Annotated in this window: 18 protein-coding genes and 1 pseudogene; 15 read left to right on the top strand and 4 right to left on the bottom strand. The window is 71.5% G+C overall.

The window, feature by feature from the left end; genetic code table 11:
• The first annotated feature begins 49 nt into the window (after positions 1–49).
• The 5 genes from hsaA to AC3IYI_RS09680 are packed head-to-tail and all read left to right on the top strand — an operon-like array spanning position 50 to position 5259.
• Positions 50–1219, top strand: a complete 1170-nt coding sequence (gene hsaA, locus AC3IYI_RS09700; protein ID WP_489409790.1) for a 3-hydroxy-9,10-secoandrosta-1,3,5(10)-triene-9,17-dione monooxygenase oxygenase subunit — start codon at positions 50–52, stop codon at positions 1217–1219.
• A complete protein-coding gene (hsaD, locus tag AC3IYI_RS09695; protein WP_489409789.1) occupies positions 1216–2076 on the top strand; it encodes a 4,5:9,10-diseco-3-hydroxy-5,9,17-trioxoandrosta-1(10),2-diene-4-oate hydrolase in 861 nt (286 codons plus the stop codon). Before hsaA ends, hsaD begins: the two co-directional genes overlap by 4 nt.
• 32 nt (positions 2077–2108) lie before the next feature.
• Complete coding sequence (locus tag AC3IYI_RS09690; RefSeq protein WP_489409788.1) at positions 2109–3014, top strand: VOC family protein; 906 nt, start codon at positions 2109–2111, stop codon at positions 3012–3014.
• Positions 3002–3571: a flavin reductase family protein gene (locus AC3IYI_RS09685; RefSeq protein ID WP_489409787.1), complete on the top strand. Its 570-nt coding sequence runs from the start codon at positions 3002–3004 to the stop codon at positions 3569–3571. The genes AC3IYI_RS09690 and AC3IYI_RS09685 overlap by 13 nt, the downstream gene beginning before the upstream one ends.
• The gene (locus tag AC3IYI_RS09680) at positions 3568–5259 is read left to right on the top strand and encodes an FAD-dependent oxidoreductase (protein WP_489409786.1); all 1692 of its coding nucleotides are present in this window, start codon (positions 3568–3570) and stop codon (positions 5257–5259) included. Before AC3IYI_RS09685 ends, AC3IYI_RS09680 begins: the two co-directional genes overlap by 4 nt.
• Before the next feature lie 22 nt (positions 5260–5281).
• Here the strand turns inward: AC3IYI_RS09680 and AC3IYI_RS09675 are convergent, their stop codons facing one another.
• Both AC3IYI_RS09675 and AC3IYI_RS09670 read right to left on the bottom strand, forming a co-directional pair.
• Positions 5282–5965: an HAD family acid phosphatase gene (locus AC3IYI_RS09675; protein ID WP_489409785.1), complete on the bottom strand. Its 684-nt coding sequence runs from the start codon at positions 5963–5965 to the stop codon at positions 5282–5284.
• 124 nt (positions 5966–6089) lie between these two features.
• The gene (locus AC3IYI_RS09670) at positions 6090–6917 is read right to left on the bottom strand and encodes a hypothetical protein (RefSeq protein WP_489409784.1); all 828 of its coding nucleotides are present in this window, start codon (positions 6915–6917) and stop codon (positions 6090–6092) included.
• 209 nt (positions 6918–7126) lie between these two features.
• Between AC3IYI_RS09670 and AC3IYI_RS09665 the strand changes: the two genes are divergently transcribed.
• The 7 genes and pseudogenes from AC3IYI_RS09665 to pepN all read left to right on the top strand — a co-directional run bounded on the left by AC3IYI_RS09665 (position 7127) and on the right by pepN (position 14058).
• Entirely contained in the window at positions 7127–7909 is a 783-nt protein-coding gene (locus tag AC3IYI_RS09665) for a serine protease (protein ID WP_489409783.1), read from the top strand.
• A gap of 268 nt (positions 7910–8177) precedes the next feature.
• A complete protein-coding gene (locus AC3IYI_RS09660; RefSeq protein WP_489409782.1) occupies positions 8178–8837 on the top strand; it encodes a response regulator in 660 nt (219 codons plus the stop codon).
• Between the two features lie 76 nt (positions 8838–8913).
• The gene (locus tag AC3IYI_RS09655) at positions 8914–10140 is read left to right on the top strand and encodes a sensor histidine kinase (RefSeq protein ID WP_489409781.1); all 1227 of its coding nucleotides are present in this window, start codon (positions 8914–8916) and stop codon (positions 10138–10140) included.
• 83 nt (positions 10141–10223) lie between these two features.
• On the top strand, positions 10224–10808 hold the full coding sequence (locus AC3IYI_RS09650; RefSeq protein WP_489409780.1) for a DUF2975 domain-containing protein: 585 nt from the start codon (positions 10224–10226) through the stop codon (positions 10806–10808).
• Positions 10808–11029: pseudogene (locus tag AC3IYI_RS09645) on the top strand (helix-turn-helix domain-containing protein); the annotation flags it as partial. The gene AC3IYI_RS09650 and the pseudogene AC3IYI_RS09645, both read left to right, overlap by 1 nt.
• 109 nt (positions 11030–11138) lie before the next feature.
• Positions 11139–11486: a chorismate mutase gene (locus tag AC3IYI_RS09640; protein WP_489409779.1), complete on the top strand. Its 348-nt coding sequence runs from the start codon at positions 11139–11141 to the stop codon at positions 11484–11486.
• A gap of 31 nt (positions 11487–11517) precedes the next feature.
• Complete coding sequence (pepN, locus tag AC3IYI_RS09635; protein ID WP_489409778.1) at positions 11518–14058, top strand: aminopeptidase N; 2541 nt, start codon at positions 11518–11520, stop codon at positions 14056–14058.
• Positions 14059–14169: 111 nt separating this feature from the next.
• On the opposite strand, the gene AC3IYI_RS09630 is transcribed toward pepN, so the two are convergent.
• Complete coding sequence (locus AC3IYI_RS09630; RefSeq protein WP_489409777.1) at positions 14170–15108, bottom strand: AraC family transcriptional regulator; 939 nt, start codon at positions 15106–15108, stop codon at positions 14170–14172.
• An 89-nt stretch (positions 15109–15197) separates the two neighbouring features.
• Here AC3IYI_RS09630 and AC3IYI_RS09625 point away from each other — a divergent pair, with 89 nt between their 5' ends.
• The 3 genes from AC3IYI_RS09625 (at position 15198) to AC3IYI_RS09615 (ending at position 19577) form a co-directional block, all read left to right on the top strand.
• On the top strand, positions 15198–16172 hold the full coding sequence (locus AC3IYI_RS09625; protein WP_489409776.1) for an NADP-dependent oxidoreductase: 975 nt from the start codon (positions 15198–15200) through the stop codon (positions 16170–16172).
• Positions 16173–16770: 598 nt separating this feature from the next.
• Complete coding sequence (locus AC3IYI_RS09620) at positions 16771–18171, top strand: pyridoxal phosphate-dependent decarboxylase family protein (protein ID WP_489409775.1); 1401 nt, start codon at positions 16771–16773, stop codon at positions 18169–18171.
• Positions 18168–19577, top strand: a complete 1410-nt coding sequence (locus AC3IYI_RS09615; protein WP_489409774.1) for a lysine N(6)-hydroxylase/L-ornithine N(5)-oxygenase family protein — start codon at positions 18168–18170, stop codon at positions 19575–19577. Before AC3IYI_RS09620 ends, AC3IYI_RS09615 begins: the two co-directional genes overlap by 4 nt.
• 25 nt (positions 19578–19602) lie before the next feature.
• On the opposite strand, the gene AC3IYI_RS09610 is transcribed toward AC3IYI_RS09615, so the two are convergent.
• Positions 19603–21414, bottom strand: coding sequence for a bifunctional metallophosphatase/5'-nucleotidase (locus AC3IYI_RS09610; RefSeq protein WP_489411485.1), 1812 nt, complete (start codon positions 21412–21414; stop codon positions 19603–19605).
• Positions 21415–21494: the final 80 nt, after the last annotated feature.

The raw sequence follows: 21494 nt of genomic DNA, 5'->3' as shown, positions 1-21494 counted from the left end.
GCCATCGATCCCGAACACCCGAAGATCCTTGATCTGAGAAGGGGACACCATGAGTGACGAAGAGGTCCTCGCAGCGGTCCGCGCCCTCGCCCCCGCCCTCCGCGAGCGCAGCGCAGAGGCCGAAAGCCAGCGCAAAGTCCCCGAGGCGAGCATCAAGGAACTCGCCGCCACCGGCTTCTTCCGGCTGCTCCAGCCCAAGGCCCACGGCGGGTACGCCGCCGACCCCGCCCTCTTCTACGCCGCCGTCAAGGACATCGCCAAGGCCTGCGGCTCCACCGGCTGGGTCGCCTCCGTCGTCGGCGTCCACCCCTGGCACGTCGCCCTCTACGACCCCCGCGCCCAGGAAGAGGTCTGGGGCCAGGACCGCGACACGCGGATCTGCTCCTCCTACGCCCCCACCGGCAAGGTCACCCCGGTCGACGGAGGCTTCACCCTCAGCGGCCGCTGGCACTTCTCCTCCGGCTGCGACCACGCCGACTGGGCCCTGCTCGGCGGACTGGTCACCGACGCCGAAGGCCGCCCCGTCGACATGCGGACCTTCCTGATCCCGCGCTCCCAGTACCGCATCGACGAGGTCTGGGACACCGTCGGCCTGCGAGGCTCCGGCTCCAACGACATCGTCGTCGAGGAGGTGTTCGTCCCCGAACACCGCGCCCTCAGCTTCGGCCCCGTCACCGCCCTCCAGGTACCCGGCCACCGCCTCAACCCCGAGCCGCTCTACCGGCTCCCCTACGCCTCCGTCTTCACCACCACCATCTCCACCCCCATCGTCGGCATCGCCGAAGGCGCCTACGAGGACTACGTCGCCGCGACCCGCGAGCGCTTCCGCATCTCCTACGGCCAGCAGGTCGCCGAAGACCCCTTCGCCCAGGTCCGCATCGCCCGCGCCGCCAGCGACATCGACGCCTCCTGGCTCCAGCTCCAGCGCAACATCTCCGAGCTCTACGCCCTCGCCGAACGCGGCGAGGAACTCCCCACGCCGCTGCGCACCCGGGCCCGCCGCGACCAGGTCCTCGCCACCGAGCGCTGCGTCGCCGCCGTCGACCTCCTCATGGAGAACGCGGGCGGCAGCGCCATGCGCACCGGCCCCCACCCCGTCCAGCGCGCCTGGCGCGACGTCCACACCGGCCGCGGCCACGCCGCCAACGACCCGGAGCGGGCCCTGGTCCTGTTCGGGCAGGGCGCACTCGGCCTCGACATCCAGGACACGATGTTGTGAGCGCGCAGGTACTCACGTACGAGAACACCTCCCGCACCGCCAAGGCCGGCGCCCTGCACCTGCACTACCACGTGGCAGGTCCCCTGGACGCGCCCGTCGTGATCATGCTGCACGGCGGCGGTCCCGGCGCCTCCGGCTGGTCCAACTTCGGCGGCAACCTGCCCCACTTCGCCGAGCGCTTCCGCACCTTGCTCGTCGACCAGCCCTGCTACGGCCGCTCCGACAAGCCGGAACCCGACCGCGACTACTTCAGCTTCAGCGCGAACGCCGTCCTCGCCCTCATGGACGAACTCGGCATCGAGCGGGCGCACTTCATCGGCAACTCCCTCGGCGGAGGCACCGCCACCCGGCTCGTCCTGGACCACCCCGAACGCGTCGACAAGCTCCTGCTCATGGGCCCCGGCGGGATCTCGCTCAACCTCTTCTCCGCCGACCCCACCGAAGGCATCAAGCGGCTCTTCGAGTTCAGCCTCGCCCCCGAGCCCACCCGCGAGCAGATGCGGATCTTCCTCACCACCCTCGCCCACGACCCGGCGATCGTCACCGACGCCCTCGTCGAGGAGCGCTACACCCAGGCCACCGACCCCGAAGCCAGGCTCGGCAACGCCCGCATGGGCGCCTCCTTCGCCAAGTGGCCCGAGGCCGCCATGCTCTGGCGCGAAGCGCACCGCATCAGCCGCCCCGTCCTGCTGACCTGGGGCCGCGAGGACCGCGTCAACCCGGTCGACGGCGCCTTCCTCGCGCTGAAGACCATCCCCGACGCCCGCCTGCACGTCTTCCCGCACTGCGGGCACTGGGCGCAGACCGAGGCCGCCGACGAGTTCAACCGCCTCGCCACCGACTTCTTCCTCCACTGATGCCACCACTGATCCCACCGAGGAGTTCCCCCATGGACATCCGCGCACTCGGCTACCTCCGCATCGAGACCGCAGACCTCGCCGCCTGGCGCACCTACGTCCTCGACATCCTCGGCATGGCCGAAGCCGCCGGCACCACGGACACCCGTCTCAATGTCCGCATCGACGACCGCACGCACCGCTTCCAGTTCGTCGCCGGCACCCAGGACCGCCTCCTCGCCGCCGGCTTCGAAGTCGCCAACGCCCGCGCCCTCGAAGACGCCGCCGCCGAGCTGGAGAGCGCCGGACACCCCGTCAAGCAGGGCGACGCCGAAACCCTCGCCGACCGCCGCGTCCAGGGCCTGATCCACTGCGAGGACCCCAGCGGAAACCCCCTGGAGATCTACTGGGGCCAGGCCCAGGACCACACCCCGCTCGCAGCCCGCTACGGCAACCGGTTCGTCACCGGCGGCCGCGAAGGCGGCCTCGGCCTCGGCCACGTCGTCCTGCCCGCCGCCGACACCGAGGCCACCCTCGACTTCTACGAGAACCTCCTCGGCTTCCAGCTGCGCGACTCGATGCGGCTGCCCCCGGTCGCCGTCCCCACCGGCAAGCCCGGCCAGGACTTCTACTGGATGCACTTCCTCAGCCCCAACCGCCGCCACCACAGCCTCGGGCTCTACCCCGGCGCGCTGCCGCCCGGCATCGTCCACTTCATGGTCGAGCTGGAGACCCTCGACGACGTCGGCTACTGCCTCGACCGCATGAACGAGGCGGGCATCCCCATCGCCTCCACCCTCGGCCGGCACTCCAACGACCACATGGTCTCCTTCTACGCCCAGGCCCCCGGCGGCTTCCAGGTCGAGTACGGCTGGGACGGCCTGCTCGTCGACCCCGCCACCTGGACCGCGAAGGAGATCACCGCGGACAGCTTCTGGGGCCACCAGTGGAACGGCTGACCGGCCCCGCCGCGGGCGTCGGCGCGGTCGCCCCAGCAGTCCCGGTCGACCCCGCAGTCCCGGTCGCCCCTGGAGTCCCGGTCGACCCCGCCCGGTTCCGCGAGGTCCTCGGCGCCTTCGCCTCCGGCATCACCGTCGTCGCGGCCGTCGCGGACGACGGCCGCCCGGCCGGACTGGCCTGCCAGTCCTTCGCCTCCCTCTCCGTCGACCCGCCGCTGGTCCTGCTCTGCGTGGGCAAGGGCTCCTCCAGCTGGCCCAAGGTGCGGGCCGCCGGCCGCTTCGGCGTCAGCATCCTCGCCGAGGAGCAGCGCGCCGTGTGCGAGGCACTCGGCCGCCGCGGCGAGGACAAGTTCGCGGGCGTCGACTGGGAACGCTCCGCCCACGGAGCCGTCCGCGTCACCGGCGCCCTCGCCACCGTCGACTGCGCCCTGGAAGAGGTCCACGAGGCGGGCGACCACTACCTCGTCACCGCCCGGGTCCTCGAACTGAACGCCCGCGACGGCGGATCACCCCTGCTGTACTACCGCAGCGACTACGCCACGGGAGCCTTCGGATGACAACCGAGCACACCGCCGAGCACACCGCCGAGCACGTCACCGAGTACGCCTACGACGTGGTGGTCGTCGGCTCCGGCGCCGCCGGATTCGCCGCCGCCGTCACCGCCCGGCTCCGGGGGCTGAGCGTCCTCGTCGTGGAGAAGGCCGACGTCTACGGGGGTTCCACCGCCCTGTCCGGCGGTGCGATCTGGGTCCCCGGCAACTTCCACCTCGACCGCGCCGGCCTCGCCGACACCCGCGAGAAGGCCCGTGCCTACCTCGACGCCACCGTCGGCGACCGGGTCCCGGCCGCGCGCAAGGACGCGTACCTGCACCACGGGCCGCGCATGGTCAGGGAGTTCCACGACCGCACCGAGATCCGCTTCATGTACACCCCCGGCTACTCGGACTACTTCCCCGAAGCCCAGGGCGGCATGGCGCAGGGCCGCTCCATCGAGCCGTGCATCGTCGACTTCAAACGGCTCGGCGGGCTCGGCGCCTCCATGCGCCGGGCCGGACTGCCCACGTACGGGCTGACGATGACCTCGTACGACTTCCGCTTCCTGAACATGGTCAGCCGCACCTGGGCGGGCAAGAAGACCTCCGTCAAGGTCGGCCTGCGCGCGGTCAAGGCCCTGGCCACCCGCCGCAAGCTGCTCTCCCTCGGCGAGGCGCTCATCGCCCGCATGCGGCTCTCCCTGGACGCGCTCGGCGGCGAACTGTGGCTGTCGGCGCCCCTGACCGGCCTGATCACGGACCCGGCCGGCCGGGTGACGGGCGTACGGGTCCTGCGCGCCGGGCGCGAAGTGACCGTAGCGGCGCGGGGCGGGGTGGTGCTGGCCTCGGGCGGGTTCTCGCACGACCAGGCCCTGCGCGAGAAGCACCTGCCCGCACCCACGTCCACGGCCTGGACGCACGCCTCGCAGGGTCAGACCGGCGACGCCCTGACGCTCGGTGAGGAACTGGGGGCCGCCACCGATCTGCTGGACAAGGTCTGGGGCGCGCCGTCGGTGTGCCCGCCGGGGGAGAAGCCCTTCTTCCTCGTCGCCGACCGGGGCATCCCCGGCATGGTCATCGTCAACGAGGCGGGGGAGCGCTACGCCAACGAGGCCCTGCCGTACCACGCGTTCGTGGACCGGATGTACGCCGCCGACCGGCCCGGGGCGTCGACCGTGCCGTCCTGGCTGATCCTGGACGCCCGCTCCAAGGCCCGGTACATCTTCGCCGGCCTCTTCCCCGGCCAGCCCTTCCCCAAGACGTGGCTGGAGAGCGGCTTCCTGAAGAAGGCCGACACCGTGGAGGAACTGGCCCGGCAGATCTCCGCGCCCCGCCTGCCCGCCGCGATCGCCCGCTTCAACTCCTTCGCCGAGGTGGGCACCGACAAGGACTACGGGCGCGGCGAGAGCGTCTACGACCGCTACTACGGCGACCCGACGCTGCCCAACCCGAACCTGGCGCCGATCGAGAAGGGCCCCTTCTACGCGGTCCCCGTGCACCCGGGGGACATCGGCACCAAGGGCGGCCTCGTCACCGACACCGACGGCAGGGTGCTCCGCGAGGACTCCACGCCGATCCCGGGGCTCTACGCCTCCGGCAACTGCTCGGCGGCGGTGATGGGGGAGACCTACCCCGGACCGGGCGCGACGATCGGCCCCGCCATGGCCTTCAGCTGGGCCGCCGTCAACGCGATCGCCGCCGGGCTGGACTAGCGTCCTCGACCGGCGGGCCGGACTAGGAGAGCTTGCCGTCGTAGTCCGGCAGCTTGACGGTGCGCTCGGCGTGGCCGCCGACCAGGTCGCTCTGGTTGTTGCCGATGTTGGCGATGATCGTGTAGCCGCGCGCTTCGATCTCCGCCCGCTTGGCCGTCTTGTAGGCGCTGACCTCGCCGAACAGTGCGGGCAGGTCGCGGACGTAGAGGCCCGAGACCGGGTAGCCGACCGCCTTGAGGTTGCGCTCCGTGAGGGAGTAGATGATCCCCGGGCGGGCGGTGACGAAGAAGATGGCGACTCCGCGGTCGTTCGCGTATCGGGTCAGGTCGCGGACCTGGGCGATCGCGGGGGTCGGGAAGGTCCAGAACCAGTGGAAGTCCGTCTCCAGCGACGAGTTGTCGATGTCGAGGACGATCGCCGGCTTCTCACCGGCCGGCGAGGCGGCGATGCGCTGCTCGATCCCGGGGCGGGCCGCGTCGATGACGGCGGACACGTCGCGCTGCCAGGTGGCGTAGTCGATGCCGAGGAACACCGCGTTGCCGCCGGGGGCGGACGCGGTGACGGCCGTGGCGGCGGTGACGGCCTGGGAGGCCTTGGCAGGGGCCGCCGTGGCGGCGGTGGCCGGAACCAGGGCCAGTACGGCTGCGGCTACGGCCACTGCGGCCGCAGTGGTACGAGTACGGGTGCGGGTGCGGGTGCTGCGCATGGGGGACGCTCCTCGATCACGTGTTGGCATGTACGTGACCAGGCTGGAGATCGTCCGCCCTCATGTCTACTGGCTGGTAAGTAACTTTTCATGGCGGTGCGGTGAACCTCCGTCACGCGGCGCGTCAGGTGTCGCAGTCCAGCACCGTGCGGCACAGCCCGCACCGGGCCCGGACCGGCCCGCGACCGGCAGGCAGCCGCAGCCGCTGTCCGCACACCGGGCACGGGAAGCTCACCCGCAGCCCGCCCGGGTGCTCCTCGAAGCCGTACGGGACCCCGGGCGGGGCGGCCCCGCTCCGGCGGGCCGCCGCGTACCGGAGCCGCTCCGGGCGGCCCGCGGCCGCGAGGGGGGCCCGGCGCAGGTCCCGGTCGGCCAGGGCGCGGCCGCGCACGTACGCCTCGTAGGCCTGCGGACTGGTGAACCACGCGGAGAGGTCCTCGCCGCCGAGGAACCGGCCGCGCTTGGCGAGGACGTAGCCGAACTCCTCCGGGGTGAGGTAGCCGAGCTTCTGGTGGGTGAGCTCGTCCTCCCGGTAGGCGTCGAGCAGCAGCCAGCCGGCGCCCAGCCAGGCGGCGGCGGTGTCGGTGAGGATCTCGTTGTCGGCGGTGGTGGAGAAGTGCAGGTCCAGGCGGTGCAGCAGCACGTGCGTGACCTCGTGGGCGAGGGCGGCCGCCAGGTCGCGGCGGTGGACGCGGAAACGGTCGTTGACCTCGACGAAGTACTCGGGACCGGCGGCCAGTTCCACGGTGGCCGCCTCCTCCATCGCCCGGAAGCCCACGATCAGGCGCGCGTCCGGCAGCCGCAGCGCGCGGACCATCGCGGAAGCCACCCGGTGGGCGCCGAGGTGGAGGTCCTCGGAGGCGGGGAAGGCCGCGTCGGCGGGGGCGAAGGCGGTGTCGTAGGCGCGGATCCCGTCGGCGGACAGCCGCCGGAACAGGGCGGTGACGGCCACGCGGACCGTCTCCAGATGAGGAAATCCGTGCTCGATGGGGCTGTTCCGCCGACCGTTTTGCGTCACGGGGCGCCTCCGGCGGGAAGTTGTCCGAAAACGCGTTCTTGATGGGCCCGGCGCGACCGGTGTGTCATGTCCCCGTCACCCATGCGGTCTGTCCCACCCGTCATGCGGTGACGCGCACGGCCCAACCCCCCACGAAAGGCAGTGTGTCGACTGTGTCCAGCCTCGTCACCACCCTCAAGCGCGCCCTCGCCGTCGGAGCCGTGGCCCTCGCGGCCGTCAGCCTCCAGCCCGGCACCGCCACCGCCGGCACGGCGCCCGTCGTCGGCGGAACGCGCGCCGCCCAGGGCGAGTTCCCCTTCATGGTCCGGCTCTCCATGGGCTGCGGCGGCGCCCTCTACACCCAGCAGATCGTCCTCACCGCCGCCCACTGCGTGAGCGGCTCCGGCAACAACACCACCATCACCGCCACCGCCGGAGTCGTCGATCTGCGCAGCTCCAGCGCCATCAAGGTCAAGTCCACCAAGGTCCTCCAGGCCCCCGGCTACAACGGCACGGGCAAGGACTGGGCGCTGATCAAGCTCGCGCAGCCCATCAACCTGCCCACCCTCAAGATCGCCGAGACCAAGGCCTACGACAACGGCACCTTCACCGTCGCCGGCTGGGGCGCCACCCGGGAAGGCGGCAGCCAGCAGCGCCACCTGTACAAGGCCACCGTCCCCTTCGTCTCCGACGCCTCCTGCCAGGAGTCCTACGGCAGCTCGCTCGTGCCCGCCGAAGAGATCTGCGCCGGATTCGACGCGGGTGGCGTCGACACCTGCCAGGGCGACTCCGGCGGCCCCATGTTCCGCCGGGACGACACCAACGCCTGGATCCAGGTCGGCATAGTCAGCTGGGGCGAGGGCTGCGCCCGCCCCGACTACCCCGGCGTCTACACGGAGGTCTCCACCTTCGCGGCGGCGATCAAGAGCGCGGCCGCCACGCTCTGACCGCCCCCCGCTCCCGTCGCCCTCCTCCTCCCGGCCCATCCGACAGGGGCCGGAAGAATGAGGCGCAATGCCCCACATGTCCGTAAGGTCGACCGCACTACCGTGAGGCCGGAACGACGCCGTTCCGGCCTTGCGGCATGCTCCCGGCGGTCTGCTGTGCGGTTGCGGGCCGAGGCGCCCGCAGGTCCCATGGAGAGATCCCGCCGGGTGGGAATGCCGGGGAAACCGGGACGGCACAGGCAACGGGCGACAGTGGGGCAGGCGGCGCATGACGATCAGAGTGATCATCGCGGACGACCAGGAGATGGTCAGGACCGGCTTCCGGATGATCCTCGAAAGCCAGCCGGACATCGAGGTGGTCGCCGACGTCGTCGACGGCGAAGCGGCCCTCGCGGCCGTCGCCGAACACCGGCCCGACGTCCTGCTCCTCGACATCCGCATGCCCAAGCTCGACGGGCTCGAAGTCACCCGCCGGCTCTCCGGCCGCGGAACCCCCCGCATCGTCATCGTCACCACCTTCGACCTCGACGAGTACGTCCACGCGGCGCTCCGGGGCGGAGCGTCCGGCTTCCTCCTCAAGGACGCGAGCCCGGCCATGCTGGTTGAAGCGGTGCGGGCGGCAGCCGTCGGGGACTCCCTCGTCTCACCCGCCATCACCGTACGGTTGCTGCGCGAAATGGCCCACCGCACCCCGGCGGCCGCCGCGGCCGCCCGCCGCCCGGCGGAGCCCCTGACGGACCGGGAACGCGAAGTCGTACGCTGCCTCGCGCGCGGGCTGACCAACGCCGAGATCGCGGGAGAGCTCTTCGTCTCCCTCTCCACGGTCAAGACCCACCTGGCCAACGTCCAGGCCAAACTGGACGCCCGCAACCGCGTGGAAATCGCCGCCTGGGCCTGGGAAAGCGGCCTGGCAGGCACCCCGGCGTGAGCTGCCCCGCCGGGCGATATCAGCCCCGCCGGCGTTCGAGGCGCGGGGCCCGGGGCAGCGCCCCCGAGGCCAACCGGTGAGCCCCCTGGGGTCATGGGCCCGCCGTCACCCCTACGCCGCGGACTGGATCCGCATCACCCTCTCCGTCACCCTCCTCGCCCTCGTCACCTTCGAAGGCGTCGTCCTCGCCCGCCAGCCCAGCACCCCGCACGCCGCCGTCTGGGTGTCCGGCATCCTCGTCTGCCTCAGCGCCGTGCCCTGGCCGGGCATCCCGCTCCTCGTCCGCGCCTGGTTCGCCGCCGCCGTCACCTGGACCGTCACCCTCTCCCTGATCTTCGGCAACCACCCCCTCGTCGTCTGGGGCGGCGGCGAAGCCATCGCCCTGCTCGTCCTGCTCGCCCAGGTCCTGCTCCGCGCCCCCGCCCGCACCGCCGCCGTCCTCGGCCCCCTCCTCGCCCTCGGCTGCATGTCGGTGCCCGTGCGCGACGCGGACCCGGGCCGCTTCACGCTGCTCTTCTCCGTGCTCGCCGCCGTCGTCACCGCGTACTCCCTGCTCCTGCGCCTGCAGTCCGTCCAGCGCGTCCGCGAGCTGCGCGCCGTACGCAGCGCCGAGCGCCTGGAGCTGGCACGCGAGCTGCACGACCTCGTCGCCCACCACGTGACGGGGATCGTCGTCGAGGCGCGCGCCGCCCGCTACACCAAGGTCTCCGCCGAACGCGCCGCCGAGATCTTCGGCCGCATCGAGACCGCCGGGGACGAGGCACTCGGCTCCATGCGCCGCCTGGTCAAGATCCTCCGCGAGGGCGCCGCGGACACCCACCCGGAGACGGGCAAGGGCACCGGCAAGGGCGCAGGCATGGGCGCAGGCAAGGGCGCCGGCCAGGCAGGCGGCTCCGCCGGCACGGCCCCCGTCGCCGGCCTCCGGGAGATCCGCGAGCTGACGGAACGGTTCGCCGCCACCGGCCCGCCCGTCGTCCTCTACGTGGAGGAGGGCCTGGAGGCCCGGCTCCCCGCCGACATCGCCGCCACCGCCCACCGCATCGTCCTTGAAGCCCTCACCAACATCGGCAAGCACGCCGCCACCGCCACCGCCGTCCGGGTCGGCCTGCGCACCGTCCCGGCCGGCCTGGAAGTCCGGATCGCCGACGACGGCGGCCGCCCCGCGAAACTCTCCGAGAACGCCCGCGGCGGCGGCTACGGCCTCGTCGGCATGGCCGAACGCGCCGAAGCCCTCGGCGGCTCCCTCGCCGCCGGCCCCGCCCCCGAGGGCGGCTGGCTGGTCACGGCGCTCCTCCCTCTCTGACCTCTCCGACCCTCACCCACTTGTCGATTATCGATATGGTCCGCTAGGCTCGGGCATATCGAAAATCGATAGGGGGACATGCGGTGAACACGCGATTCACGAAGATTCTGGCCACGCTGACCTTTGGGCTGGCGATGCTCTGGGGGCTCACCTTCATCGGCACGGCCGTCTCGCACCTGACCGACGACGGGGCGGTCTGCGTGCAAACCGGCTTCTGGGCCAACGCCACGCTGGAAGGCGGCCTGCCGGTCGGCCAGGGTGTCGACGCCTCCAGCACCACCGCGCGGCTCTGCCAGAACGACCCCTCGGCGGCGCAGCGCGCCGCCGACCTCGGAGGCCGGCTGCCCTGGATGCTGTTCGCCTCGCTCGCCCTGCTGCTCTTCTCCCGGCTGCTCGATGCCGTCGTGTCCCAAGGGCCGTTCACCGACAAGGTGGCGCGACGGCTCACCGTCCTCGGCTGGTTCGTCACGGCCGGCACACCGCTCGCGGGCCTCGTCGCAGGCTGGTCGCAATCCTGGCTCGCCGCCAGCATGGTGCCCATGCTGGACTCCGGGCCGACGGTCGCCGAGCCGCAGGTACTCATCCTCGCCGGCCTCGCAGCCGTCATCATGGGGAAGATCATGCGCGAGGGCGTGCGCATGCGAGAGGACCTCGAAGGGACCATCTGATGCCCGAAGAGGAAATCCACGCGATCCGGATCCACCTCGACCGGGTCCTCGCCGAGCGCGGCATGACGCTCACCGAACTGTCCGCGCAGGTGGGCATCACCGTCGTCAACCTGTCCGTGCTCAAGAACGGCCGGGCCAAGGCCATCCGCTTCTCCACCCTGTCCAGGATCTGCGACGTCCTCCAGTGCCAGCCGGGAGACCTGATCACCCACGACCCCGCCGCCGAGCCCGCCGAGCCCGCCGAGGGCGACCCAGACCGGCCCGGGTCCGCCGTCTCAGTGGGCGATCGGCCGAAGAATCGACGACGTGCGCCACGTATTCTCGATGACCATGAACACCAGGGACATCGATGAGAACGTCACCGCCGAGCTGGCCCGGCTCAGGGACAGCATCGACAACATCGACGCGGCCGTGGTCCACATGCTCGCCGAGCGGTTCAAGTGCACGCAGCAGGTCGGCCACCTCAAGGCCCGCCACCAGCTGCCCCCGGCCGACCCGGGCCGCGAGGCCAGCCAGATCGCCCGGCTGCGCCAGCTCGCGGAGAACGCCAAACTCGACCCCGCCTTCGCCGAGAAGCTCCTCAACTTCATCATCGCCGAGGTCATCCGCCACCACGAGACGATCGCCGCAGGCGAGGGCGACGACGCAGGCGAGGGCGACGACGCAGGCGAGGAATAGGAGCTGGGGCCCGGCGCCGCCATCCGGCAGCATGGGCCCCATGTCCGCACTGACGCGCAACGAAGCGCAGCTCCGAGCCCGGCTCCTCGACGTCCGGCACTACGAGGTCGCCCTCGACCTCACCACCGGCGACGAGACCTTCGAGTCCACGACCGTCATCCGGTTCACCGCCCGCGCCGCCGGCGACACCTTCGTCGAGCTGAAGCCGGACGAACTGCGCTCCGCCGCCCTCGACGGACACCCCCTGGACCCGGCCGCCCTCACCGACGGCCGCCTCCCCCTCACCGGCCTCACCCAGGGCCCCCACGAGCTCCGCATCGCCGCCCGCATGCGCTACTCCCGCACCGGCGAAGGCCTGCACCGCTTCACCGACCCCGCGGACGGGGAGACGTACGTCTACACCCAGATGTTCCTCGACGACGTCCAGCGCGTCTTCCCGGCCTTCGACCAGCCCGACCTCAAGGCCGTGTTCGCGTTCACCGTCACCGCCCCCGCGCACTGGACCGTCCTCGCCAACGGCATCACCACCCGCATCGGCGAACGCCTCGGCGACAGCGGCGGCGGCTCGGGCGACGGCTCCGCCTCCGAGGCCGGCATCTGGGCATCGGCCCCCACGCCCGTCATCTCCACCTACCTCGCCGCCGTCGCCGCAGGCCCCTGGCACAGCATCCGCACCGAACACGCCGGCCTCCCCTTCGGCATCCACTGCCGCCGCTCCCTCGCCCCCCACCTCGACGCCGACGCCAAGGAGATCCTCGACCTCACCACCGCCTGCTACGACCGCTTCCACCAGAAGTTCACCGAGCCCTACCCCTTCGACTCCTACGACCAGGCCTTCGTACCCGAGTTCAACGCCGGCGCCATGGAGAACCCGGGACTCGTCACCTTCCGCGACGACTACGTCTTCCGCTCCGCCGTCACCGACGCCGAACGCCAGCGCCGCGCCGTCACCATCGCGCACGAGATGGCCCACATGTGGTTCGGCGACCTCGTCACCCTCAGCTGGTGGGACGACATCTGGCTGAACGAATCCTTCGCCGAGTTCATGGGCTACCAGACCCTCATCGAAGCCACCCGCTTCACCGAGACCTGGACCGGATTCGCCATGGAACGCAAACCCTGGGGCTACGACGCCGACCAGCGCCCCTCCACCCACCCCGTCGCCCCGGACGCCACATCCGTCCCCGACACCGCCTCCGCCCTCCTCAACTTCGACGGCATCTCCTACGCCAAGGGCGCCTCCGCCCTGCGCCAACTCGTCGCCTGGCTCGGCGAAAAGGACTTCCTGGCCGGCATCAACACCCACTTCGCCCGCCACAAGTTCGCCAACGCCTCCCTCGCCGACTTCGTGGACTCCCTCGCCGCCCACACCGACCGCGACGTCCACACCTGGGCCGAGACCTGGCTGCGCACCACCGGCGTCGACACCCTCACCCCCCGCCTCGAAGAGAGCCACGGAGGCTGGACCCTCACCGTCGACCGCACCGGCAACCGCCCCCACCACATCGCCGTCGGCCTCTACGACCGCGCCCCGGACCGCGCCATCGAACCCCGCGAGGTCCTCGCCCTCGACGTCCCCTCCGACGAGGTCCTCTCCGTGAGCGGCCCGCGCCCCGCCCTCCTCGTCCTCAACGACGGCGACCTCACCTACGCCAAGGTCCGCCTCGACGACACCTCACTCGAAACCGCCCTGCGCGGCATCTCCCGCATCCCCGACCCGCTCACCCGCGCCGTCGTCTGGAACTCCCTGCGCGACATGGTCCGCGACGGCGAACTGGCCGCCGCCGACTACCTGGCGACCGCCGAAGCCCACGTCCCCGACGAAACCGACCTCGCGATCGTCCAGGGCGTCCTCGGCTTCACCCGCGCCCAGATCGCCGACCGGTACGTCACCCCCGACCGCCGCACCGACGCCCTCACCACCCTCACCACCATCGCCCGCGGCCTGCTGCGGCGCACCGAGGAGGGCTCCGACCCCGGCCTGCGGCTCGTCGCCGTCCGCACCCTCGTCGACAGCGCCACCCAGCCCGACACCATCGCCGGCTGGCTCGCCGACGGCACCGTCCCCGGCGGCCCCGCACTCGACCCCGAACTGCGCTGGCGCATCCTGGCCCGCCTGTCCGTCCTCGGCGCGGCCGGCGAAACCGAGATCGACGAAGCCCTCGCAGCCGACCCCAGCGCCACCGGCCGCGAAGGCGCCGCCCGCTGCCGGGCCGCCCTCCCGACGGCCGCGGCCAAGGCCGCCGCCTGGGAGCGCCTCTTCCACGACGACTCCCTGTCCAACTACCTCTTCACCGCCACCGCCCAAGGCTTCTGGCAGCCCGAACAGACCGACCTGCTCCGCGACTACGTACCCCGCGCCTACTCCGAGGCCGTCACCCTCGCAGCCCGCCGCGGCCCCGCCATCGCCGACGCCGCAGGCCGCTGGGCCCTCCCCGGACACGAAATCACCGAAGCCAACCTCCAGTCCGGCCACGAAGCCCTGACCGCCCCCGACATCACCCCGCTCCTCCACCGCAAACTCGTAGACCACCTCGACGACCTGACCCGAGCCCAGCGCGCCCGCCGCTGAACCCGCCTCCAGGCCGTGACGGCCCCACCCCACGGTTCGGCCGGGGGGCGGGGCCGCCACGTGCCGACGTAAACCGGCTGTCTTCCGGTGACGCGGATCGGCGGACCGAATTCAGCTCTTCTGCCGCCGGTACGCACCGGGCGGCGTCCCGTACGCGCGCTTGAACGCGCCGGCGAACGCGAACTCCGAGGCGTAGCCCACCTGGGCGGCGATGGACCTCAACGAGGCATCCGAAGCCCGCAGCAGACGCGCCGCCGTGGCCATCCGCCACCAGGTCAGATAGCCGAGGGGCGGCCGGCCCACCAGCGCCGCGAAGCGCCTGGCGAACGGCGCCCGGGAGAGCCCCCCTTCGGAGGCGAGTTTCGCCACGGTCCAGGGCGCCGCCGGGTCCCGGTGGACGGCATCGAGAGCGGCGGTGACATACGGGTCGTTGAGCGCGGCCGCCCAGCCCGTGGTGTTGCCCAGGGCGGGCTGTTCGCTGAACCAGATGCGCAGGATGTACAGCAGCAGCGTGTCCAGGAGCGCGGGGACCACCGCGTCCGTACCCGGACGCGGATCGTCCAGCTCGGCGGCCAGCAGCTCCACGGCCGCGCGCAGTTCCCGGTGGCGGCCCGCCTGCGCGGGCAGGCGGATCCGGCCCGGCAGGTCGCGCAACAGCGGGTGGGCGCGGTGCGGGTCGAGCTCGTAGGTCCCGCAGAGCACCGTGGTGACCGGCCCGTCGCCGCCGGTCCGGTCGACGCTGTCGGACGCGTAGGCCTGCGGCGACCGGAGGTCATCGGGGCCGCAGGCCGGCGCGATCACCGGCGTGTGGGGGCTGTCGGCCAGGGTGTGCCCGCTGCCGTGCGGCATGAACAGCACGTCGCCGGGGTGGAGTTGGACGGGCTCTTCGCCGGGAGGGAGCAGCCAGCAGGAGCCCCGCAACACCACCTGGAACCCCGCGGACCCCGGGACGGCGGCGAACTCCTGGCCCCACGGCGCATGCCACCGCACATGGGCCGACCGGGGCCGGCCGGTCCGCATCACGGCGATGACGTCACTGAGTACATCCACACCGAGAGTGTACGCAGGCGAGACGATCGAGTAGGAATCAGGTTCTTTGACACATGGATCGTCTCTGTGCGCGGGCCTAGATTCACGGCATGACGAAGACGACGACGAAGACGACGACGACGGCCATGACGAAGACGCTGATGAAGAGCGCACGCATCCACGAGTTCGGAGACGCGTCCGTCATCCGCTACGAGGACGCTCCCCGGCCGCTGCCGGGCCCCGGCGAGGCCCTGATCCAGGTCGCCGCGACCTCGTTCAATCCCTCCGAGACCGCCCTGCGCGGCGGGCTGTTGCAAGTCTTCCTGCCCGTGGAACTGCCCTACGTGCTCGGATGGGACGTCGCCGGGACGGTCACCGAGGTCGGCGCGGGCGTCACGGAGTTCGCCGTCGGCGACCGGGTCATCGGCCGGCTCGACGGCGCGGGCGGGGCCGCACAGTACGTACGGGCACCCGTCGCCGAACTGGTCACGGCACCCGCCGCCATCCCCCTCGCGCACGCCGCCGCCCTTCCCGTGGCCGGACTCTCCGCCTGGCAGGCGGTGTTCGAACACGGCAAGGTGGCCGCCGGCCAGCGTGTGCTGGTCAACGGCGCCGGCGGAGGCGTCGGAGGCTTCGTGACGCAGCTCGCCAAGTACGCCGGAGCCGAGGTGATCGCCACCGCCAGCGCCCGCAGCACCGAAGCCGTCCGGCTCCATGGGGCCGACCAGGTGATCGACTACACCCTCGCGCCGGTGAGCCACGCCCTCGACGGCCCGGTAGACGTCCTGCTGAACCTGGTCGCGCTCAGCCCGCACGCAGCAGCGGACCTGGCGGGGCTCGTGCGGCCGGGCGGGCGGATCGTCTCCATCGCAACCCCGGTCGAACCGCCCTCCGACGCCGAAGTGACCGCGATGCACATGGTCGCCCGCAACGACGTGGCGCACCTGGCCGCGCTCGTCGAACTCGTCGACGCGGGCGCGGTCACCGTGGACATCAGCGCGTCACGGCCGCTGTCCGAACTCGCGGACGTCCACCGCCTCGGCGAGGCCGGCCGGACCCGGGGCAAGATCGTCATCATTCCCTGACTCCCTGACTCCCTGACTCCCTGACTCCCTGACGCCCCGGCGGCGCCTTGGGCTCCGCCGGGCGGACACCTCCCCACGAGTGAGGAGGCCCGGTTCAGCGCCCGGCCAGGGCGAAGACGGCTGGAAACCGACCCTCCATAAACCCGGGCGGTTACCCCATTCGGGTCGGATCGTTGTACCGCCCGGGTGCCCGACCCCGCCAGTGCGGCAACGCCCGCCGCCGAACAGTTCCGTGAGGACAACCGCGCAACGGGATCCCCTTCCTGAAGGAGGGGACCTTCAGCTGTCCTGCTTGCGGACCGCCGTTACCAGCACCAGCCAACAGTCCATGTGTGGAGGTGAACGAAGTTGGCTAAAAGACCCACACGCTGGACGCTCTGTGCGTCGGCCACCTCGTCGCTGTCACCCGTACCCCGGCCCGGGTCCTCGCCGCCGCCGCGACCGGGCGCGGCGCCTACACCCTCACCCGTACCGATAAGTACGGCTTCCCCCCTCCGCGTTTGCCCAGGCAGAAGCAGTTCTCCGGCACTCCCCGTCTCCGGCCCAAGGATTCGTTTCCTCCCCCGGCTAAAGCAGCGGTCACCACGAAGGACGTCCGATGACAGCGCCCCCCGGCACAGGCAGACGCGACACCGCCCCGCTCGCCGGCGGACCCCACGGCCCCGACGCCCTGCAACCCCTTCTCGCCACCGTCCTCGACGCCCTGCGCACCGGAGCCCGCGCCCGCGGCGGACCGCTCCCGGCCGGCGGACCCGAGGCCGTCACCGCCCGCGTCACCGCCGCACTCGGCAACGTGCTCCCCGACCACGGGCACGGCGACCACGAAGCACTACGGACCCTCGTCCACACCCTCACCACCGGCGCGGCCGACCCCGCCGACCCCCTGTGCGCAGCCCACCTGCACTGCCCACCCCTCGCCGTCGCGGCCGCCGCCGACCTCGCCGCCAGCGCCCTCAACGCCTCCCTCGACTCCTGGGACCAGGCCCCCGCCGCCTCCGCCCTCGAAGCCCTCCTCACCCGCACGCTCGCCGCGGAGTTCCACGACACCCCCCACCCCGACGCCGTCCTCACCACCGGCGGCACCGAGGCCAACCACCTCGCCCTCCTCCTCGCCCGCGAACGCCACGGCCCCCACCTCACCGTCCTGCACGGCGCCAACGCCCACCACTCCATCCCGCGCGCCGCCTGGCTCCTCGGCCTGCCCCCCGCCCGCAGCCTCCCCACCCCCACCGGAACCCTCACCCCCGCCACCCTCGCCGAGGCCCTCGCCACCACCACCGGCCCCGTCCTCGTCACCGCCACCGCCGGCACCACCGACGCCGGACTCATCGACCCCCTCGACGCCCTCGCCGACCTCTGCGACCACCACGGCGCCGACCTCCACATCGACGCCGCCTACGGCGGCCTCCTCCACCTCAGCCCCCGCCACCGCCCCAAACTCGCCGGCCTGCACCGCGCCCGGTCGATCACCATCGACCTCCACAAACTCGGCTGGCAACCCATCGCCGCCGGACTCCTCACCGTCCCCGACACCACCCTGCTCGCCCCCCTCACCCACCAGGCCGACTACCTCAACGCCCCCGACGACACCCAAGCCGGCCTCCCCGACCTCCTCGGCCGCTCCCTGCGCACCACCCGCCGCGCAGACGCCCTCAAGATCGCCGCCACCCTGCGCTCCCTCGGCCGAGACGGCCTCATCCACCTCATCGACCGCACCTGCGCCCACGCCGACCAGCTCGCCCGACTCCTCGAAGCACACCCCGCCTTCGAACTCCACGCGGCGCCCACCATCAGCACCGTCCTGTTCCGGCCCACCCACGCCGACGACACCGCACTCGCCACCCTGCGCCGCACCCTCCTCCAGGGCGGCACCGCCGTACTGGGCCGGGCCACCGCCGACGGCCGCCTCTGGCTCAAGGCCACCCTGCTCAACCCCCACACCACGGCGGGGGACCTGGACGCCCTCGTGAACCTCCTGGAAGGCAGCACCCACCGATGACCGCCCAGCACGATGCACCCCACGACCTCGTCGGAATCGGCATCGGCCCCTTCAACCTCTCCCTCGCGGCCCTCGCCCACGGCCTGCCCCAACAAGGCGCCGGAGAACTCGCCACCGCCTTCTACGACCAGCGCCGCGACTTCCGCTGGCACCCCGGACTCCTCATCGACGGAGCCACCCTCCAAGTCCCCTTCCTCGCCGACCTCGTCACCCTCGCCGACCCCACCAGCCCCTGGTCATTCCTCAGCTACCTCAAGCACAAGGAACGCCTCTTCCCCTTCTACTTCGCCGAGAGCTTCCACATCCAGCGCGCCGAATACGACGCCTACTGCCGCTGGGTCGCCGGCCGCCTGCCCGGACTCCACTTCGGCCACCAGGTCGACGCCGTCCGCTGGAACCCCGAACGCAACCTCTTCGAAGTCGACTTCACCCAAGTCGACGCCGACGGCGAAGCCGAAGCCCTCGGCCGCACCTACACCCGCAACCTCGCCCTCGGCATCGGCACCGCCCCCTACGTCCCCGAACCGCTGCGCCCCCTCGCCGAAGCACCCACCGTCCCGGTGATCCACTCCTCCGAGTACCTCGACAACCGGCAGCGCATCCTCGGCGCCGACCACGTCACCGTCATCGGATCGGGCCAGTCCGGAGCCGAGGTCTTCCTCGACCTGCTCCGCTCCCGCCCCGCCGGCCGCGAACGCCTCACCTGGCTCGCCCGCACCGCCTCCTTCGCCCCCATGGAGTACTCCAAGCTCGGCCTGGAACACTTCACCCCCGACTACACCCGCTACTTCCACTCCCTCCCCGAACCGGTACGCGACCGCCTCGTCCCCGCCCAATGGCAACTCCACAAGGGCATCGACGCCGCCACCATCGCCGCCATCCACGAGGAGCTCTACCGCCGCACCCTCGACGGAGGCTGGCCCGACGCCGTCCTCACCCCCGGAGTCAGCGTCCGCACCGCCGGCCGCGTCGCCACCACCAAGGTCGAACTCCACCTCGAACACGTGGACCAAGGCGCCCGCTCCCGCCTCACCACCGACGCCGTCGTCCTCGCCACCGGCTACCGCGAACGCCCCCTCGCCCGCCTCCTCGCCGGACTCGACCCCTACCTGCGCAAGGACTCCTCCGGCCGCCCCCGCATCGACGACCGCTACCGGATGATCACCGACCCCGCCGTCACCGGCAGCATCTTCGTCCAGAACGGCGAACGCCACACCCACGGCGTCGGAGCCCCCGACCTCGGCCTCGCCGCCTGGCGCAGCGCCGCCATCCTGAACACCCTGACGGGCAAAGAGCCCTACCCCCAGCCCACCCGCACGGCCTTCACCACCTTCGGCCTCGAACAGCGGGAGCACACCCGGCCCCAACCCGCCGGCGAACTGCTCCCACTGGTCGAGCACCCGTAAGGAGAAACGTTTAGAGCACCATCGGCTAGAAGACAGGTGCCCCGGCGCGGGTCAGCCGCCAGTCCACGGACGCGAACTGCGCCGGGTCCACCGTCCCCTTCGCCTTCACCCACTGGATGATCGTGTTGCGTATTTCATCCGAGTTCGCCCACAACTGCTTCGACTGCGGCACGTGCGGGAAGTTCCCGCCACCCGCAGCCCGGTAGTTGTTCACCGCCAGCACGAACTGCGCCGCCGGATCCACCGGCTTCCCCTGGAACGACAGCCCCGAGATCCGCGAACCCACCGGCTCGGAGACATCGATGTCGTACGTCAACCCGTACACGGCGTCGTAGTTGTAGTCCGGCGTAGCCTCCGCGTTCGTCAGCTTCGCCGGATCCACCACCTCACCGGGCGCCGTCCGCACGTAGTACTTCGCCGAATACTCCAGGTAGTCCTTGATCTGCGCGCCCGTCAGCAGCCGCGCCTCCAGCGTGTTCTCGAACGGATACAGACCCGCCGCATCCCTGATCGTCACCTGCCCGGCCGGAATCGCCGCCGTCCGCGAGAAGCACGAAGCCTGCGACAGCACCGGCAGCGCCCCCCACTCCGTCCCCGCCAGCGCACCCTTCACCGTCTCCGCCTGCACGTGATTGATCAGGTCGATGATCGCCACGTCCTTGACCGGACCGTCCACCGAGGACATCGCCTGCGTCGACGTACCGATCACCTGGTTCACATACGCCACGACCTTGCGGTGCTCGTCCGACAGCAGCCCCACTATCTCCGGGTCCTCCACCGCCGTATTCGAATTCAGCACCCGGGCCGACACCTTCGACACCGACCAGCAGCCCTTCGCCCACGTCAGCTCGAAGTCGAACAGCGTCAGCCGCTGCCCCCACTTCAGCGGCTCGGACAACACCACGTCCTTGCCCGTCGCCTTGTTCCGCACCCGGTACTCCGGGATCTCCGTATGCGCGTGCCCCACCAGGATCGCGTCGATCCCCGGCACCTGCTCCGCCACCAGACCCGCCGCGTTCTCGATGTACGGCAGCTGGTCCCCGTAACTCGACGTACCGCTCGAACCCGAATGCGCCGACACGATCACCACATCCGCACCCAGCGACCGCAGCCGCGGCACGTACTTCGCCGCCTGCTCCTCAAGGCCCGGGAACGTCATCTTCCCCTGCACGTTCGCCTTGTCCCAGATCGCGATCCCCGGATTCGTCAGACCCAGCACCGCGACCTTCACGTCCCGCCCGTGCGGAGTACGCAGACGGTGCATGCTGTACGGCGGGAACGCCGGCCGCAGCGTCTTCGCATCCAGCGCGTTCGCCCCCAGCAGCGGGAACTCGCACTGCTCCTCGAACTTCCGCAGCACCGGAATGCCGTAATTGAACTCGTGGTTCCCCAGCGCCGCGGCGTCATAACCGATCGCGTTCATCGCCTGCGCCATCGGATGAACCGGACCACGCCGCGCGGTGATCGGATCCACCTTCGCGTAGTAGTACGAAAGCTGCGTCCCCTGAATGGTGTCCCCGGCATCGATCAGCAGCGTGTTATGCCGCCCCTTCTCCTCCCGCACCTGGTTCACCAGCGTGGAGATCTTCGCCAGACCGACGTCGTTGTGCGCCTTGTCGTCGAACTCCTTGTCCGTGAAGTAGTCCCAGTTGAAGACGTTCCCGTGCAGGTCCGTCGTCCCCATCACCGTGAACGCGTACGTCTTCGCCCCCGCGGCCGAAGCGCCGCCGGCCACCGCCTCGGCCGCGGCGGCCGGGGTGCTCGTCGCCCCCGCCAACGCCACGGCCGCACCCGTCGCAGCCGAAGTGCCCAGGAATGTCCTACGGTCCAAAGCCATGCCATCTCCCCTTGTGAGGTGCGTGCGCAGATAAGCAACGCGCGTAGATTCTGACCCAGCAGTAACAAGCCGCAACACCC

The sequence above is a fragment of the Streptomyces sp. GL_148 genome (genome assembly GCF_057834205.1).
Note: the sequence above shows the minus strand (reverse complement) of the source record. Positions and strands in the feature narration are given on the sequence as shown.

What these genes read in the sequence shown, in the direction of transcription:
- AC3IYI_RS09640 (WP_489409779.1), top strand. Translation starts at nt 11,139, where the DNA reads ATGAACACCAGGGACATCGATGAGAACGTCACCGCCGAGCTGGCCCGG.
- hsaA (WP_489409790.1), top strand. Translation starts at nt 50, where the DNA reads ATGAGTGACGAAGAGGTCCTCGCAGCGGTCCGCGCCCTCGCCCCCGCC.
- AC3IYI_RS09620 (WP_489409775.1), top strand. Translation starts at nt 16,771, where the DNA reads ATGACAGCGCCCCCCGGCACAGGCAGACGCGACACCGCCCCGCTCGCC.
- AC3IYI_RS09690 (WP_489409788.1), top strand. Translation starts at nt 2,109, where the DNA reads ATGGACATCCGCGCACTCGGCTACCTCCGCATCGAGACCGCAGACCTC.
- AC3IYI_RS09610 (WP_489411485.1), bottom strand. Translation starts at nt 21,414, where the DNA reads ATGGCTTTGGACCGTAGGACATTCCTGGGCACTTCGGCTGCGACGGGT.
- AC3IYI_RS09680 (WP_489409786.1), top strand. Translation starts at nt 3,568, where the DNA reads ATGACAACCGAGCACACCGCCGAGCACACCGCCGAGCACGTCACCGAG.
- AC3IYI_RS09660 (WP_489409782.1), top strand. Translation starts at nt 8,178, where the DNA reads ATGACGATCAGAGTGATCATCGCGGACGACCAGGAGATGGTCAGGACC.
- pepN (WP_489409778.1), top strand. Translation starts at nt 11,518, where the DNA reads ATGGGCCCCATGTCCGCACTGACGCGCAACGAAGCGCAGCTCCGAGCC.
- AC3IYI_RS09675 (WP_489409785.1), bottom strand. Translation starts at nt 5,965, where the DNA reads ATGCGCAGCACCCGCACCCGCACCCGTACTCGTACCACTGCGGCCGCA.
- AC3IYI_RS09625 (WP_489409776.1), top strand. Translation starts at nt 15,198, where the DNA reads ATGACGAAGACGACGACGAAGACGACGACGACGGCCATGACGAAGACG.
- AC3IYI_RS09615 (WP_489409774.1), top strand. Translation starts at nt 18,168, where the DNA reads ATGACCGCCCAGCACGATGCACCCCACGACCTCGTCGGAATCGGCATC.